This window comes from Microbulbifer maximicatervae (SeqCode), assembly GCF_052467385.1.
In genome coordinates this window covers 3,446,850-3,461,915 of record NZ_CP174311.1, presented here as the reverse complement: position 1 = coordinate 3,461,915, position 15,066 = coordinate 3,446,850, and the positions used below count along the sequence as shown (strand labels likewise).

Genomic DNA, 15,066 nt, shown 5'->3' with positions numbered 1-15,066 from the left:
AGGGTGCACTGGGCAATGACTGATTCTATGAATAGACTTGGCGATTATTAGAGTGCTTTTACTCGGATATTCTTTGAAATACTGGTGCTGCTTCTGCAACGGGCTTTGGTACCACCTTGCGCCACAGTTGGGAGGATAGTTCAGCTGGGCTTTGTCGGCACCCGGAAGCAATCCAGTTGCCCAGTGATTGAGCCACGTCAGGCCAAACTATCCGAAGTGGAGGGGGGCAGTTGGCTAGCCACTTGTCGATCGTATAGGCATTTATCTGTTTTACGATTGTGGCCAGTTTGAGCTGATCGAGCGCTTTGGCATTGGCTTCCTGCTCAAATTGATTGGCGAGAGGCCTGCTGAGAATGGGTTTTCCCAGAGCCAGGGTTTCAGCCAATAATTCAAATCCGCTATTGCAGATTACTGCTTTGGAGGTTGCCAGATCCTTCTGAAAGCCATTAATTGAGGGGGCCTTAACTTGAATATTACTAGAGGTAGGTAAATTGTGGGGTATACCGTAGACGATAAACCGATAGGGCAGCCTGGAAAGTTCGTCCAGCATCGGAATAGGCTGTTCGAAAGGCAAGTAAACTAGAATATGTTCACCCAACTCCTGGGAGAGTACAGGTTTCTGAGGGACAATTGGCGGTAGTATTGGGTTGCCGAAGTGGTGCCAATGCAAACCGATACTCTCTTGTGTTGGGGCAAATGATTTTAGTACTGTGCGGGATGCCCACTTATTTCGAGGTGCAGGGATCGGGTATTCAAAGGCGTATTGATGGCCGATACCGATGCTGCGTTTTTTCTTAAATTTTGCTGCCCAGGCCGTAACAGGTTCATAGTCACTGATAATTAAATCAAAATTATTAACCGGCAGTGTTCTTATATCCTTGATGAATCTTACTGCATTGATGTTTCGCAGTGTTGCGAAACTATTCAAGCGGCCGTGACTGTGGATAAAAGTCATTCCCTCCCGCCACCAATAGTCTCCAAAAGAAGACATCTCAAATAAGCTTTCTCTTGGGCGGCCTGAAAATAACCACTGGACCTCGAGATTTGGATACTTTTCGAATTGCTTAGCCAGCGCACGGGAGCGACTGATGTGCCCATTACCCGTGGATTGAACGCCGTAAAGTATCTTCATATAAAGGCAGCACTCACAATTAAACTGACACTGGTCCCCAAAATAGCGCCGGCACAAATATCAGAAGGGAAATGAACTCCCAGGCCAACCCTGGCGGCTCCGACCCCGGTGGCCCAGATATAACCGAAGCTCCACATGGGGCTCACCTGTATAGACATCGCGGTTATAAATAGGAAGGCGCATGAGGTGTGGCCCGACGGTAAGCTGAAACGATCGTGCGCCACAATTACGGGACGCATGCCCGGGATTGCTTGGGGCGGGCGAAGTCGTCGTGTCGTGTTTTTTATCCCCCAGTACAATCCGCGCTCCAAGGCAACTGCGGTACATGCCAAGTACAGCAGTTGAATGGCTGAATTGAGCCATACATAGGTGAATAAAAGTGCCCCGGCTGCCCACCCATCCCCGGATTTAGATAGCCACAGATAGCGCCGGCGAGAGCTGGGGCGTGATGCCCGCTCAACCATATACAGCACTATGGACACATCAAAACTCTTTAGATTCATCGGTAAGCCTCGCATGCCGACAAGTTACAAATCGATTATTGCACGGACTTGACCGATTTATGTCGCAATAATGAAATCTTGACGAGGCGGGAAGAATAGAATGAAAGAGCTTATTTCAAAGGCTGAAAGATCCAACGAATAGTTGGCGCAAAATTATTCCAAATCAAAATTATAAGTAATTCGATTAATAAACGCTGGGGGTTTTCGGGGTCAGTTGTAAGCTGATAGTACACCTAAGTACCAGCAAGTTAGACAAAAGATTGAGTTGGATTGGGTGCAGATATAACTGAAGAAAGTTGCTTATCTTATTGGAAAAAATAATAGGCAGATAAAGTGACTTTGGAGGAAGCATGGCCCCTCCAAAATTAATTATATTTCAGTCAGGTCAGGCAGCTATGTCAAATGCCTGGACTAATTCAAAGCGTGGAGATTTAACGCCGTTTTTAGAAACTGTTTCATTAAATGTTCTTTGGGGTCTCACCCAGACGCCATAGCTTCCATAAAGGGCTCGGTACACAACCATAACCTCTTCGGATTCGCTATGTTTTGCGGTATGTAAAACCTCGTATAGATTTCCTTTGTAGTGACGATATAGGCCGCGTTGCATGGGTACCTCTAACTTACGTGGTGGGGGGCAAGCTGTAACTGTTGGATGCGATTCCCGTGAAGTACAGCAGTGCCTGAATAGCGATGTTCGCCTGTAGAAGTAAACTCAAACTTGTAACTGCGGTGAAGGCTGAAAAACCCCCTCTTATCCTTTTTGATTCGAGTACGAACCAAAAGCACGGTGTCGTCTAACAGTTGGACACCGAGCTGTCGGCAGTGATCAGAAGCGGCTCGCCGGACGTGCTCTTTAGCGGCCATACTGGCCCAGATATACCAAAGAACCACAAAGAACAGGGAAAGCCACAGTATGTCGCTGAGAGTGTAATACATTGCTATACAGTTGCTATGATCGCTTTCCCGCAAGAATACCATTTAAGGAGCGCCAATGTCCGGCACGATTTTAATTACTGGCTGCAATCGGGGAATTGGACTTGAGTTGTGTGCCCAGTTTGCCGAAATTGGCTGGAAAGTCCTGGCTTGTTGCCGGGAACCGAAGAAAGCCGCTGAGCTCGCGGTGTTGCAAGAACGCTACCCCTCGATACAGTTGATTCGCCTAGATGTGACCGACTACGAACAGATGATCTCTCTAGGTAAGGCCTTTCAAGGAGAGCCGATAGACATATTGCTCAACAATGCAGGTTACTACGGGCCGAAGGGCGTGGGATTTGGCGCTGTTGACCGCGCAGAGTGGCGTCGAGTTTTAGAGTCCAACACTATCGCCCCCTATATGATGGCAGAAACTTTTTGTGACAATGTTGCGGCCAGCGAGCACAAGCTAATCGCGGTGATGAGCAGCAAGGTTGGGAGTATCGCTGATAATCGCTCTGGCGGGGGATATATCTACCGAACTTCAAAGACAGCCGTAAACCAGGTCGTCAAAAGCTTATCTGTCGATTTAGAGCCGAGAGGAATCACGGTTCTCGCTTTGCATCCGGGGTGGGTAAAAACGGCTATGGGCGGCCCCGGAGCACTGATTTCTGCTGAGGAAAGTGTCGGCGGACTAAAAAAGCTGCTTTTATCAGTAACGCCAGCAAAAACGGGTCGATTTTATAACTATGACGGGACAGAAATTCCCTGGTAACGCTTGTAATGGGCTGTGACAAAACTCCTTTGAGAATCTAATAGAATGCAGCTCCCACACTCTGCCGGCCTGAATACGAGGTCGCTTGAGTAGCCTTGATCAGTCGAATTTATGCATTTCAACTTTTTTGCATATGACCGGCGGGTGAGTCTGTTTTATCTGCTTCGTGCTACTGCCTGCTGATTGCAAGATTGGGCAAGAATACGGAAGAAGTTTTCTATCCCCCAGAGTGGGAACTAGCTGAAAATAGCTTCATATCAAGGAATGGTTCTGATAGATCCTTTCAGAGTGTTGGCGGGTTTTACGTTTTAGGCAAGGAATCTTACCTCTTATCAGGGTGTCCTCGAAGGAGTGGAAATCATGAAGTGGCCCAGTGTTTTAACCAAGCGTAAAAGCTTGTCCCCCCAGTTACTGAAGTCACCAATCCTTGCAATTCTCATTGTTGCGGCACTCGTCGGTTATCTGGGAGGAATGCCAATATGGGTAGCGGTGTTGGGTGTTATTGCCTATTACTCCAGGGGGCGTGATTGGCGGGCAGGTGCCTACAATCTCGCATGTGTGGTGACCGGGCTGGGGTTGGGGTTGGGCGCTCAAACAGCGGCACATAAATGGCAAATTGACCCAAGTATCCTGGTTGGGCCGATTGCACTTCTCTTCTCGATTATCAGTGTATGGGCAATGGGAATGGTGACCGGTATTCGGAATGTCACCAGCTATGCCATTGGTATCATTATTGCGTTTCTTGCGCAGTTGGACATTACCTTGGATGCCTATTTTCAACTGATTGCAACGGTATCTATCGGTGCAGCATTTGCCGGCCTGATTGATATTTTATGGCCGCGTCAGCAACGAGCAGTAAGGACTTGTTGAAAGATGAATCTGAGTGCTTGAGGGAAAGGGTTGTAAGGGGTTCAGTAAGATTGAATAGAGGTGTAGTTCAATGTTAAAACGTATATTGCTATCTACAGCAATGGTATTTGTTACAGCTTTGGCGTTTACTGAACCCTATGAGTCTGAAAGTAGTATCGAAATGGAATACTACAGAACACTTCTTCATTGATGTAATTCGTTTCTTATCTATTTTTTTACCTTGGATTGTAGGAGCCAGTTGTGAAGGAAGAATTTTGGCATGATAAGTGGAAAAGAAATGATATTGGCTTTCACGAGGCGGCCGGCAATTCGTTGTTGACAGAATTCTTTTCCAGTCTCTCTCTGTCTCCGGGTGATCGGATTTTCTTGCCGCTATGTGGCAAAACGAAAGATATTGCTTGGTTATTAGAGCAGAATATCTCAGTCGTTGGCTGTGAACTCAATGAGGAGGCCGTGAAGCAGCTCTTCAGTGAAATGGCAGTAATCCCACAGGTAAGCCAGGTTGGTAATCTGAAGTGCTACTCTGGTGCCAACATCGATATTTTTGTTGGCAACATATTCGATTTGGGTAGAGAGGAGTTGGGGCCGATTGTAGCGATTTATGATCGGGCTGCACTGGTAGCCCTCCCCACAGATATTCGTGAGCAATATGTCAGCCACTTAATGGCTATTACCCAAGTCGCACCTCAACTCCTCGTATCCTTCGAGTATGAACAAGCTCAGATGCCTGGCCCACCTTTTTCTGTTGGGAGCCGTTTGATTTATGAATATTATGATGCCGATTATAGCCTACAAGTATTGGCGACAAGAGACGTTGTTGGTGGACTTAAAGGCAAGGTTCCTGCAAGAGAAGAGGCATGGTTGTTAACACCAAAGTGATAATGGCTTTCTCAACAAGCTAAATTTCTGGCAGGGAATGAGAGCCAAGTATTAGTTTTTCCTTTTTTGATTTTGGCCACTTCTTAATGGCTATCTCCATTTTCAAGGCGGTTGATTTATCGGGTAGCCCCACAGAGAACACGAGCGTAAGGGGCCCCTTACCTCGTAGTGCTTTTGCCGCCTTTGGGCCATCACTACAGTGCTCAGAAAAACGCCTCTCCAAATCATTGGTTATACCGGTATAGAGTGTTCCTCTGGCCGTTCGAACAAGATAGAGAAACCAATTCACCCTCAGCTCTTCCTTCTTTTTTATATGGCCCATAGATTCAAGAAAATAAATCCTGCTGCTCATTAGTGCGAGGCGGCGGCTTGAACTGGGAGCAATCCAAGGTAAGGCGCCGATGATCCAAGCCCAGCTTTTTCATTGCCACTTGAAAGCGTCTTTGGAGTAGTTGAGCAAATATGCCTGTGCCAGTTCGCCTTTGGGAAAATTCACTTTGATAATCCTTACCTGCACGGCTTTGCTGCACCAGGCTCATGACATGCTTTGCCCTTTCTGGGTAGTGTACCTCTAACCATTCCCGAAATAGAGGGGCAACTTCATAGGGGAGGCGTAATAGGATATATGCGGCTCTTACAGCCCCTGATTCCCGTGCAGCTGCAAGAATCGACTCCAGCTCACAGTCATTGAGAGCGGGGATCATAGGCGCAGCGAGTACTGCGGTAGGAATGCCCGCTGTACTCAGCTGTTCAATTGTTCGCAGACGAGCAGCAGGGCCAGCGGTCCTTGGCTCAAGCTTACGCTTAAGGGCATTATCTAGCGTGGTCACACTAATGGCGACTTGGGCCAAGTTATCTTGTGCCATTTCTGCCAGCAGTGGGAGGTCCCGCAAGATTAGCTGGCTTTTGGTGACAATGGTTACCGGCTGGCGAAACTCCTGCATAAGCTCCAGTAAACTACGGGTTATCTCTTTCTCTCGTTCCAGAGGTTGATAGGGATCGGTATTGGCTCCCAGAGCGATGGGACTGCACTGGTAGCTCTTCTTTCGTAGCGCTTTCTCTAAAAGCTCAGCAGCATTTGGCTTGTAGAAAATCTTGGTCTCGAAATCGAGCCCTGGTGATAAATCCATATAGGCATGGGCTGGGCGGGCATAACAATAGATGCAACCATGCTCACATCCCCTGTAGGGGTTTATCGATTGGGAGAAAGGGATATCTGGAGATTGATTAGTCGAGATAATAGTTTTCGCCTTTTCCTCAATGGATGAGGTTATTAGTCTCACCGGCTGATCAGGCTCCACTTGCCAGCCATCAGTTTCACGGGAGCTGGAAAGTTCAGCAAAGCGCCCTGGGAGGTTAGAAGCGGTTCCTCGGCCCTTGCATGGGGATGGCGCTTTAGTGGAAGGATGATCTGACATTTTTTTAGCGATAACTGTATTAATGTACAGTTTACGCCTTAATTTTGGAGGATTGCAAGCCTTAGCGGATTTACCTGGAGAGGAAAATAAGTCTGGATTTGGTTTCCCTAAGAGGCAATGCCTCTTAGGGTCTAATTGTGCTCTTAGATACTGTTTAGGCAGTGACTGCGGGGTTATATTTCGATTCCATTGTCAGCCCGGGTCTTTCGTCATCCCAAATCATATGCACTACCTTCCAGGATTCGCCATCGTTCAATAGCTGGATACTATTTATCCCTCTTTTTAGGAATTGGGTTTTCTCCTTATCGCTCCATGCCTCATAAATACTGAAGACGTGAGCAATATTTCCAAATTGCTCGATAATGTTGTGTATTTCAGCTTCATAGAAAGGGCGATCTGCAATTAGATTTTCAAAATTTTCTGGATATTCTTGGACGCTGAGGATCGTAGACTGGGGCTTGCCATTGCTATCCACAAATGTGCGAATCATTTTCGCATCAGGGGAAAATAATGATGCCTGTCTTTCCCAGTCGCGTTGAAAACCTGAAGGGCCAGAGATTCCACTATATAATTCATCGATAACTTGTTGTATTTCCATATTATTTGTCATATTTCTATCCTTGTCTAATTTCAATTAAAAGCTTTGATTGTCTAGCCGGTGACCCTGAGTTAATATTTAATTCTATTTTGTATATTGAAAATACCCATGCCGACTCGCTTGAATATTTAGTGCTGTCATTAGTGAGCAGATTCAAAGCTGTCATTATGATATCAACTGAAAGTGAGCTTATCTACAAAGCCGCTAGGTGTGCATAGCTACGAGATAGTGTGTCACTTCACTTTTTATGTCGTAATTGTTTGATTTATATGTGGTTTTATTATTTTCTATAATTGGTATGAATGCCTAATAGGTACGGTAGCTTCAACCATGAAATCGGAGATACCCTCTCGGGAGATGGGACGCCAAGAAGCTCTTCATGTAGAGCTGTCTAGGCAGTCAAAAGGGGGCTTGCAACTTATTTCTTTTATTCGAGTTTGTGAGCCTCTAGCAATTGATACGCTACGTTCTGGCCTTAAAATACTACACCAGTATCATCCCCTCTTGCGAGCCCGCGTCGAGAAAGATAATAAATATCGGTGGGTTTGTGATGTGAATTTTTCCGAAATACCTATAGATGTGTACCGGCTAGATAAGGAAATGGATTTTGAGGGAGAGTACTCAAACCAGGCCAAAAAATATATAGACAGTGATAGATATGCATATTGTCTAAGCATATTTTGCAATCATGAAGGTTTAGTGCAGTGGGTTATTGTCAATAATATTCATGCGATTATGGATGGTCGTTCTATTATGACTCTGTTCTTGCAGTTGGATCAGTTAGTACAAAAAAATAAACCCTTTAGAGACAATGAAACGCTACCTCTTGGGGAAAGCATCGCTAAAAATTTAGAAGTCGCTGGATATGTAGGTGAAAAACATATATTTCATGATGCGGATGATCAAAAATTAAACTGGCCTGTTGAGAAGGTTGCACCGGCAAGTAAACGGCAGGCTGGTGCAATAGCGAGACTATTGTGTCCTGAAGATCTCCATCAGCTAGCAAAAATAGGTAAAGACCGAGGAGTAAAGTTAACCGCAATTCTTTGTGCAATTGCTTCCATTGCTTCAGTAGTCCTACCAACCTATAAAAAGGGAGAGGAGATTATTTTAGCTTTAGATGGAAGAGGCTTATGTACCCCCCCGATCCCATTAGAGCATATTGGTTCGTTTTCGCAAACTACTCAGTTATCTATTCCTGAAGACCCTACATCGGTTGATATCATAGATTTTGCTGAAAATTTACAGTCCCAAATATACACGGTACTAACTAAACAACGTCCGATGGCAAAAAAAATTGTGTCTGCATACACTGTTGCTGAGGTGGAAGCTATGGCAAGAGAGACAATCTCTGGCTCAGAATCCTTCTTTGCCGGTATTTGCGTATCTAATGTAGGAAGTTTAAGTAAATTAGGTGGAAGGATGAAATTTTTTGATATTGAAAAAGGAATGGTGACCCAAACTAATGGGCTAAACCCATTGACGGTCATTTCATATACAACCAATAAGAATTCGGTTTTTGTATTTGGTTACTGTGAACCACTTTTGAGTCGAAATAGTGTTCTTCTGTATATAAAGCGGTATATGGATATTATTGGTGGTCTAATTCATTAGTTTTTATACAGGGTTTCTAGAATGCTTTCTTGTTTTTATGTGAGGATTTCAAGGGAAGATTGAATTATTCTTGTGTTGTGTTGGTTAAGATATCAATTTAAATACATAGATTGCTAGGCGCATTTGCTATTTCTTACTCGGTTGCGATGATTTTCTCCATAGTGGTGATGACGATTTGGTGGAAAGAAATTCTTGTAGAGGTTATTAATAATCGATATTCATACGAAGGTTAGTTGAATTCTATTTAAGTGAGGAATAATAAGATATCTATCCATTAGCAATGTTTTTTAATATTTTATCTGTATAGACGAAGGAATCAATCGATTGTTAACTAGATTGTGATTGTGCTGACTGTCTTAGTGATCTGCTCTCTGTATCAATAGCCAATATCAACAAACAGTTTCTAACTATTTTCCTATACTGAGGATAATGCTTCTTGTATTACATGTAATGTACCCATTAGCAAATGTGAGGCCTGCATGGAGAAAGAGCCACTCTCACGTGAGTTGGGGTCCCAAGAAGCTCTATTTATTGAATTGACTAATGAGTCTTACGATGGAACTCAGCTAATATCGTGTGTTCGCCTCCGCGATTCTGTTACTTTCGAGCAATTTTGCAGAGGTTTTACCTTTATCCATAGAAGACACCCAATGCTTCGGGCGAGGGCCAAGAAGGGCACCAAGGCTTCTTGCATTTGTGATGTTGAATTTGAAAAAGTACCTCTAATCATAAAGCATTTAAATAAATCATTAGAATATGAGATTGAATACCTTTGGCAGCAAAATCAATTTGTTGACATAGAAAATTGCGCCTATGGGATTACCTTGCAAGTTAACGTGAATGATGAAGTTGAGTGGGTCATCATTGTTAGCAATCATACTGCATTGGATGGCCAGTCAAGATTGGTGCTTTTTTGCGATCTAGACAGGTTCCAGGAGAGGAAGGGAGGCTATATTGGCCAAGAACCTAAACTACTAAGAAAAAGTACGGGTGAGTATTTTAATTTGTTTGGATTCAAGGATGTCGATTTATTTAATGTGCGGAAATCCAATAGCTGTAGTAAATGGAAAGTAGAGCAAGCGGTACCCATTATAGGAATAAAAGGATACTCAACACTTAAATTGATATCCCCTGAAGCTGTTTCCGTTTTTGCTGCGCAATGTATATCTACATTCCCGGAAATCACTGTATTTCCTGTTGGTATTTGTGTTTCTAATACCTGTAATATGCAGCAATTAGCTGGTGGGCTTAAATACTTTGAAATTGGGTCAGGTATTGTCGCACAAGTCCACGTTGCCCACCTGCTAATAGTTATTACGTATACCACCTGTAGAAATACCATTTTTGTATTTGGATACTGTGAGCCCTTAACTAGCCATGAGAGTGCACATTTGTATGTGGAGTCATACTTAAAACTTGTAAAGTCTTTACTTGTAGATGAGTGTGTTCAATGAGAGTGTGTCTGTATTCGAAGTGCGAATGCACTGGCAATGGGAGTTGATAGGTGAATGATATAGTCACTGTTGTAGGGCAGGGGTTATATCTCGCTGCCGCTGCAGTTATTGGGCTGGGCATTGCAAGGATCTTACGTATTGATAATACACTTGGCTGCCTTGTCGCAGGAGTGCTGGCGGCTTTGTTACTTCCCATAATTGACTATGATACAGGTTTGCGTGCAACCAGTATCAGAGAGCTGGTATTCTTTGTTATTTTACCGGTATTAATTTTTGAGTCCGCCTGGCAGTTGGAACCCAAAGTCTTAAAGCGCTGGATTGGACCTGTACTGTTATTCTCTACACTCGGTTTGGTCATTTGTGCAGTTCTTATTGCAGCAATTACTTATTACGGCATTGGTCATCCTGAAGGTTTTCCTTGGGTGGCGGCCATGTTGACCGGGGCTATTTTAGCGGCTACTGACCCGGTTTCTGTAGTTAATAAGTTGCGTCAGGAAAAAACAGGAGAAGATCTCTTAACCTTGGTGGATGGAGAGAGCCTTTTCAATGATGCTGCAGCTGTAGTGCTCTATTCGTTAGTATTAGGGCTAGCTACCTATGGTATTGTAGAAAGCTCGTCGATGGGGGCTGCAGCTCCTTCATTGGACGCAACTTCAGTGACACTATATTTTTGCATGGTATTTTTCGGTGGTGTTGCGATTGGACTTATTTTCGGCTTGATAACCACTCTTGTCATATTGTTTCTACGATCTCCCAGTGCGGCTTTAATGACGTTAGTAATCGCTGCATTTGGTAGTTTCTATTTGGCGGAAAGTATTTTTCATGTGTCAGGTATCATTTCGGTAATGATATGTGCAATTGTTGCTCGAGCGTGCTTAAGTAAGCAAAATAGCACCTATTTAATTCATGCGGGTCCAACTTGGGAGTGGATGGGGCTGTTTTTCACCGGTATTATTTTTGTGATTATGGGATTGGTGATTACTTTTGAGATGTTTACCCACCAATGGCTGGCGATGGTTATTGCTACAGCAGCGGCTTTAGGAGCTAGAGCATTATCTGTATTCTTAGTGGCACCTCTGACTCGCTTTGTTGGCCCCCCGATACCGAAATCCTGGCGTCTATTAATGAGTTGGGGCGGGCTGCGAGGGGTTATTGCGGTCGCTCTGGTGCTTTCTCTTCCAGTTGAATTGCCCTATTGGTGGACAATTCAATCTATGGTATTTGGCGTGGTCCTTTTCTCCTTGTTGGTACAGGGGACTACCAGTGGCCGCTTGATTCATAAATTAAACCTTTGAGTTAAGGTTCCAAGTCATACAGCCTTTAGGCTAATAGCGGTTGGGTTATCAGCAATTAACCACACAGCGACAAGAAGCAGGCTGAGTGCAAAAAGCTTGTTTTGCAGATTTCTATTTTTATCGTTGATAAGTGCTTTCGATAAGGTCCGACCAAAAGCGATCCATGAGAAATGTGTCACAAAGTTGAGTATGGTGATCATAATAATCAAGGTGATAACACTGCTTTCATTGCTCTCCTCTTGCTTTGGTGCGAACACAGAGAACATAGTAATTACTATCATCCAAGCTTTAATATTCATACTTTGAATCAGCATTCCCTGCCAAATACTTACCGATTTGGTGGCAGTTTTTCCAGGCTCTTTATTAGGCTTTATAAAAACGTAAGCAAGGTAAATTAAGTAGATGGCACCAGTCCACTGTAAGAAGGTCATTACCATAGGGTAGTGAATTAGCCAGCTCATAAATCCGAAGCCAACTAATAAAGCCTTCATTAGAAATACAATGTCTATGCCCGCCAGTAAAGGTAAGGAACGACGAATACCCAAGCTGGCTCCGGCTGCTGCAAAGGTGATATTGGCAGGTCCCGGGCTAAAAATTAGTGGGAACATTACTGCCAGCCAGGCTAATAGAAATTCTAAGCTCATATATATTACTCATGTCGTAGAAGAGATATCGCTATGAGAAGAAGCTCACACCGTTTAACGGTGTGCTTTGTTTTCCCAGAGATAGGTGAGCTTAGAGAGAGTAGAAGGAAGGTTCTTGTACAAAATTGCGCTGTGCAGACTTCAAGTAGCGAGCAGGTGTGATACCGAATGCACGCTTGAAGTTTCGACTCAAATGGCTCTGATCAAAAAACCCACAGTCGATAGCCACCTCAGCCACCTGGGCTCCCGTACGAAATAATGCGCGGGCCCTTTGGGTTTTTAGGAGGATTAGGAATTGATGTGGAGGAACGCCAAACTGGGCATTAAAACTACGAATTAGCTGATATCGACTCATGCCAGTTAATTGGCACAACTCATCCAGTGTCACATTTCTTTGCCAGTTTTCCTGTAAATAAGCACGGGCCTTCAAGACTCCCTGTTTGTTAGACAATGCCTTCGGGTAGATCTTTTGGTCGCCGTGACGTGCAAAGAGCTGGCTAATCGCCAGCGTGAGTAGAGAGTCTGTTGAAAGGGATAAAGCGTTCATTTCAAGACTGCTATGTAGCTTGTAAAGGAGCTGAAAAAGCTCGGGATCATCCAATAGTGGCCCCTTCAAAAATGGTACGGGTGTTTGGTTAAGTAGAGTGTGTTCCCTGAGGGTTTCCTCAATAAGCGCCGTGTCAAAGTAAAACATACGGTAGTACCAACCGGAGTCACTTCCTGAAAAACCGGTATGAATCTCCCCTGGATTAAGCGCAGCAAGGGTTCCCTGAGGAATAGTCACTATTTCACCGCGATAATCGAGCTTTTCTACGCCAGAAAGGAAGATTCCAATAGCGAGTTCATCATGCCAATGCTTGGCAAAGGAAAACTTATGGAAGTAGGCGTGAAAAAGCTCTATGCCGCAATGACTCGGACTTCGCCAAGCCTTAGAGAATTCCTTTCGCACTGATAACCCTCGTATGATAAATAACCATTACTTTACAAAAAGAAAGGGTGGTAAGGCAAAGTTACAGATGGGTGTGCAGCAATGAAAGAGTGGTAGGGAAATAGCTGCGGTTATATCCGCAGCTATTTGGGCTTATTACTAGCTCGGGATTATCTTTAGTTGGGCTTGGTGTCTTTCCTATACTTGAGGTAGTGAGCCAGGACTAATGTTATGACACTGGAAATCATCAAACAGTAAATGGCGATGATCATTCCTGATCCGGCTTCAGTACCAATTAATATACTGTGTAACAGACCCAATATTAGACCCGGTAAGCTGAGGCGATGCAGCCAGATCGCTATGGTTTTCTGGTTTGTACGCATCGTTCCAGCTATGACAGACCCGATTAATGCCCAAAATGCAATAGCGCCTATTGAAACACTGTTTTTGTAGAACCCATGGGAAAAGGTAGGTATTAGATTACTAAGTGTAGAGTGCCCAGTTCTAATGGTTGTGGCTGCAATAAATAAGCCTGCGTGTAGAATAAAGGTAATACAAACCATACTTCCAAGAATGATATGTACTTTTCTGGTAACCATTTTCTGGGAGGTTAGTGGGTTGGCTAGCGTTAAGCATACTTGTAGCCACAGTAAGAAAATACTATAAAGCCCGAACAGTTTTGAGAATATGTAGGCTAATTGCCCCTTAGGTATTTCATAATTAAAGTAGTCCGCAATGCTGCCAGTCGTATCACTCCAGAGTACAACTGGTGTTATTAGGGTAAAGCACACTGCTAGAGCTTTAAAAGCTGTAAGAGTGATCGGTGCAATAAAATTCGCTTCCGTGGATGTATTGACTTGCTGCATGATGTCGCTTTTATAAGTGAGTGCAAATATTAAATATTCTTAATGCATTCTTTGTTGTTAATGCATTGCTCTAAGTTGGCCCTAGCTTGCTGTTCGGTCAGCGCTTTAGTGCCAGCAACTGGAAGCTCGGCTTCAATCCAGCCTCTTATGCCGTAGGGGTTGAGTATTGCAGTTTGCTGCAATCCCCGCCGGCGAAGTATTTTAGCCATCTCAAAGCCCCTAAAGTCTTTAACGCAATAACTTATAATGATGTCGGCGCTCTCCAGTGATTTGGGGAGCTGCTTGCCCAAGCTGCGTATGGGAATATTTACAGCTCCTGGAATATGGGCCTCGGCAAATTCATTGCTTTCTCTAGTGTCAATAAAGACAACGTTCTTGCCGCTTCTTATATGATCGAATAGCTCCGAGGCTTTAATCTCAGGTACAAGCCTTGTAGGACTGTTAAAAGCTACTTTTGTATTTTTTGTGCATTGCTGATCTGGTATCAGATTGGTTTGGCTGGCTATAACTTGTTCTTGGCTATCACTGTCTATCCATTCGTAAATATTGCTAAAAAGCTGGCTGTAGCAGTCAAGTGTAATATTTTCCTCACCATAATCTCTTTGCAGCTTCCTAAATGCAGTTTCTACGACGATGGATTCCGGATTTCTATTGGGGCGCCATAGATTTACTTCAATATCATTAATAACGCTTGCTAGCTTTACCAGCTTAGGATCTGAAACTTCGAAGGACTCTACTAGTACTTCAAATGTTGACTGGTGCTGGGTACGATGGAAGGTTGCACCTTCGGAGTCAAAACTTGCTGATTTTTTTGGCTCAAAAGTATCGCCATGTAGGGGGTGGATAATTATTCGGCTGCCGGGATCCAAATGCTGTGAAAGTAACCATGCAGATGCCCACTTGTCTGGCCCAAGTCCATGCGTGGTGTGGTAGGTGGGTTCAGGGTCGGTAGCAGTAGGGCGGGAATTAGCGCTTACAGAAAGGAGTACTGCGGTCGAAAGTAGAAAACAAGATGCTAAATTTAATTTGATCACGGAACAGCCCATAAGTAGCGGCGCAAAATAAATAATTTTTTATGCGCCACATTATTTTTTACACAACCTAAAATTTTAGCAAATATTTGCTTTCTAGCGAAAGCGATTTCCGCTATTTGCATGGGTGAAGTGTGAAGTGGGTTT

The 15,066-nt window shown here is 44.1% G+C and carries 17 protein-coding genes; 6 read left to right on the top strand and 11 right to left on the bottom strand.

Annotated elements, in window-relative coordinates; translation table 11 throughout:
* Positions 1 to 58: 58 nt before the first annotated feature.
* The 4 genes from ACJJIR_RS14710 to ACJJIR_RS14695 all read right to left on the bottom strand — a co-directional run bounded on the left by ACJJIR_RS14710 (position 59) and on the right by ACJJIR_RS14695 (position 2,613).
* Complete coding sequence (locus ACJJIR_RS14710) at positions 59 to 1,132, bottom strand: MJ1255/VC2487 family glycosyltransferase (protein WP_444905911.1); 1,074 nt, start codon at positions 1,130 to 1,132, stop codon at positions 59 to 61.
* On the bottom strand, positions 1,129 to 1,635 hold the full coding sequence (locus ACJJIR_RS14705; RefSeq protein WP_444898054.1) for a phosphatase PAP2 family protein: 507 nt from the start codon (positions 1,633 to 1,635) through the stop codon (positions 1,129 to 1,131). The genes ACJJIR_RS14710 and ACJJIR_RS14705 overlap by 4 nt, the downstream gene beginning before the upstream one ends.
* Positions 1,636 to 2,020: 385 nt before the next feature.
* Entirely contained in the window at positions 2,021 to 2,242 is a 222-nt protein-coding gene (locus tag ACJJIR_RS14700) for a DUF1653 domain-containing protein (protein WP_413664978.1), read from the bottom strand.
* Between the two features lie 8 nt (positions 2,243 to 2,250).
* Positions 2,251 to 2,613 carry a DUF3301 domain-containing protein gene (locus ACJJIR_RS14695; protein ID WP_413664979.1) on the bottom strand — a complete coding sequence of 121 codons (363 nt, stop codon included), beginning with the start codon at positions 2,611 to 2,613 and terminating at the stop codon, positions 2,251 to 2,253.
* A gap of 13 nt (positions 2,614 to 2,626) precedes the next feature.
* Between ACJJIR_RS14695 and ACJJIR_RS14690 the strand changes: the two genes are divergently transcribed.
* The 3 genes from ACJJIR_RS14690 to tmpT all read left to right on the top strand — a co-directional run bounded on the left by ACJJIR_RS14690 (position 2,627) and on the right by tmpT (position 5,071).
* Positions 2,627 to 3,322 carry an SDR family oxidoreductase gene (locus ACJJIR_RS14690; protein ID WP_444905910.1) on the top strand — a complete coding sequence of 232 codons (696 nt, stop codon included), beginning with the start codon at positions 2,627 to 2,629 and terminating at the stop codon, positions 3,320 to 3,322.
* Positions 3,323 to 3,682: 360 nt separating this feature from the next.
* Complete coding sequence (locus ACJJIR_RS14685) at positions 3,683 to 4,192, top strand: DUF1097 family protein (protein WP_413664981.1); 510 nt, start codon at positions 3,683 to 3,685, stop codon at positions 4,190 to 4,192.
* Positions 4,193 to 4,432: 240 nt separating this feature from the next.
* On the top strand, positions 4,433 to 5,071 hold the full coding sequence (gene tmpT, locus ACJJIR_RS14680; RefSeq protein WP_444905909.1) for a thiopurine S-methyltransferase: 639 nt from the start codon (positions 4,433 to 4,435) through the stop codon (positions 5,069 to 5,071).
* Positions 5,072 to 5,090: 19 nt separating this feature from the next.
* Here the strand turns inward: tmpT and ACJJIR_RS14675 are convergent, their stop codons facing one another.
* The 3 genes from ACJJIR_RS14675 to ACJJIR_RS14665 form a co-directional block, all read right to left on the bottom strand.
* Positions 5,091 to 5,423: a GIY-YIG nuclease family protein gene (locus ACJJIR_RS14675; RefSeq protein WP_444905908.1), complete on the bottom strand. Its 333-nt coding sequence runs from the start codon at positions 5,421 to 5,423 to the stop codon at positions 5,091 to 5,093.
* The gene (locus ACJJIR_RS14670) at positions 5,398 to 6,489 is read right to left on the bottom strand and encodes a PA0069 family radical SAM protein (protein ID WP_413664984.1); all 1,092 of its coding nucleotides are present in this window, start codon (positions 6,487 to 6,489) and stop codon (positions 5,398 to 5,400) included. The genes ACJJIR_RS14675 and ACJJIR_RS14670 overlap by 26 nt, the downstream gene beginning before the upstream one ends.
* Before the next feature lie 154 nt (positions 6,490 to 6,643).
* Complete coding sequence (locus ACJJIR_RS14665) at positions 6,644 to 7,099, bottom strand: Cif family virulence factor (RefSeq protein WP_444905907.1); 456 nt, start codon at positions 7,097 to 7,099, stop codon at positions 6,644 to 6,646.
* Between the two features lie 318 nt (positions 7,100 to 7,417).
* On the opposite strand from ACJJIR_RS14665, the gene ACJJIR_RS14660 reads away from it, so the two are divergent.
* The 3 genes from ACJJIR_RS14660 (at position 7,418) to ACJJIR_RS14650 (ending at position 11,450) form a co-directional block, all read left to right on the top strand.
* Positions 7,418 to 8,701, top strand: coding sequence for a hypothetical protein (locus ACJJIR_RS14660; protein WP_444905906.1), 1,284 nt, complete (start codon positions 7,418 to 7,420; stop codon positions 8,699 to 8,701).
* Between the two features lie 479 nt (positions 8,702 to 9,180).
* The gene (locus tag ACJJIR_RS14655) at positions 9,181 to 10,155 is read left to right on the top strand and encodes a hypothetical protein (protein ID WP_444905905.1); all 975 of its coding nucleotides are present in this window, start codon (positions 9,181 to 9,183) and stop codon (positions 10,153 to 10,155) included.
* Positions 10,156 to 10,205: 50 nt separating this feature from the next.
* On the top strand, positions 10,206 to 11,450 hold the full coding sequence (locus ACJJIR_RS14650; protein ID WP_444905904.1) for a cation:proton antiporter: 1,245 nt from the start codon (positions 10,206 to 10,208) through the stop codon (positions 11,448 to 11,450).
* Between the two features lie 14 nt (positions 11,451 to 11,464).
* Here ACJJIR_RS14650 and ACJJIR_RS14645 read toward each other — a convergent pair whose 3' ends face one another.
* The 4 genes from ACJJIR_RS14645 to ACJJIR_RS14630 form a co-directional block, all read right to left on the bottom strand.
* The gene (locus tag ACJJIR_RS14645) at positions 11,465 to 12,094 is read right to left on the bottom strand and encodes a LysE family translocator (RefSeq protein ID WP_444905903.1); all 630 of its coding nucleotides are present in this window, start codon (positions 12,092 to 12,094) and stop codon (positions 11,465 to 11,467) included.
* Between the two features lie 91 nt (positions 12,095 to 12,185).
* The gene (locus ACJJIR_RS14640; protein ID WP_444905902.1) at positions 12,186 to 13,043 is read right to left on the bottom strand and encodes an AraC family ligand binding domain-containing protein; all 858 of its coding nucleotides are present in this window, start codon (positions 13,041 to 13,043) and stop codon (positions 12,186 to 12,188) included.
* Between the two features lie 155 nt (positions 13,044 to 13,198).
* Entirely contained in the window at positions 13,199 to 13,888 is a 690-nt protein-coding gene (locus tag ACJJIR_RS14635) for a hypothetical protein (protein WP_444905901.1), read from the bottom strand.
* Positions 13,889 to 13,917: 29 nt separating this feature from the next.
* Positions 13,918 to 14,922: a chromate resistance protein ChrB domain-containing protein gene (locus ACJJIR_RS14630; protein ID WP_444905900.1), complete on the bottom strand. Its 1,005-nt coding sequence runs from the start codon at positions 14,920 to 14,922 to the stop codon at positions 13,918 to 13,920.
* Positions 14,923 to 15,066: the final 144 nt, after the last annotated feature.

Coding starts and splice junctions, on each gene's coding strand:
- ACJJIR_RS14710 (WP_444905911.1), bottom strand. CDS start 1,132: ATGAAGATACTTTACGGCGTTCAATCCACGGGTAATGGGCACATCAGT.
- ACJJIR_RS14705 (WP_444898054.1), bottom strand. CDS start 1,635: ATGAATCTAAAGAGTTTTGATGTGTCCATAGTGCTGTATATGGTTGAG.
- ACJJIR_RS14700 (WP_413664978.1), bottom strand. CDS start 2,242: ATGCAACGCGGCCTATATCGTCACTACAAAGGAAATCTATACGAGGTT.
- ACJJIR_RS14695 (WP_413664979.1), bottom strand. CDS start 2,613: ATGGTATTCTTGCGGGAAAGCGATCATAGCAACTGTATAGCAATGTAT.
- ACJJIR_RS14690 (WP_444905910.1), top strand. CDS start 2,627: ATGTCCGGCACGATTTTAATTACTGGCTGCAATCGGGGAATTGGACTT.
- ACJJIR_RS14685 (WP_413664981.1), top strand. CDS start 3,683: ATGAAGTGGCCCAGTGTTTTAACCAAGCGTAAAAGCTTGTCCCCCCAG.
- ACJJIR_RS14675 (WP_444905908.1), bottom strand. CDS start 5,423: ATGAGCAGCAGGATTTATTTTCTTGAATCTATGGGCCATATAAAAAAG.
- ACJJIR_RS14670 (WP_413664984.1), bottom strand. CDS start 6,489: ATGTCAGATCATCCTTCCACTAAAGCGCCATCCCCATGCAAGGGCCGA.
- ACJJIR_RS14665 (WP_444905907.1), bottom strand. CDS start 7,099: ATGACAAATAATATGGAAATACAACAAGTTATCGATGAATTATATAGT.
- ACJJIR_RS14660 (WP_444905906.1), top strand. CDS start 7,418: ATGAAATCGGAGATACCCTCTCGGGAGATGGGACGCCAAGAAGCTCTT.
- ACJJIR_RS14655 (WP_444905905.1), top strand. CDS start 9,181: ATGGAGAAAGAGCCACTCTCACGTGAGTTGGGGTCCCAAGAAGCTCTA.
- ACJJIR_RS14645 (WP_444905903.1), bottom strand. CDS start 12,094: ATGAGCTTAGAATTTCTATTAGCCTGGCTGGCAGTAATGTTCCCACTA.
- ACJJIR_RS14635 (WP_444905901.1), bottom strand. CDS start 13,888: ATGCAGCAAGTCAATACATCCACGGAAGCGAATTTTATTGCACCGATC.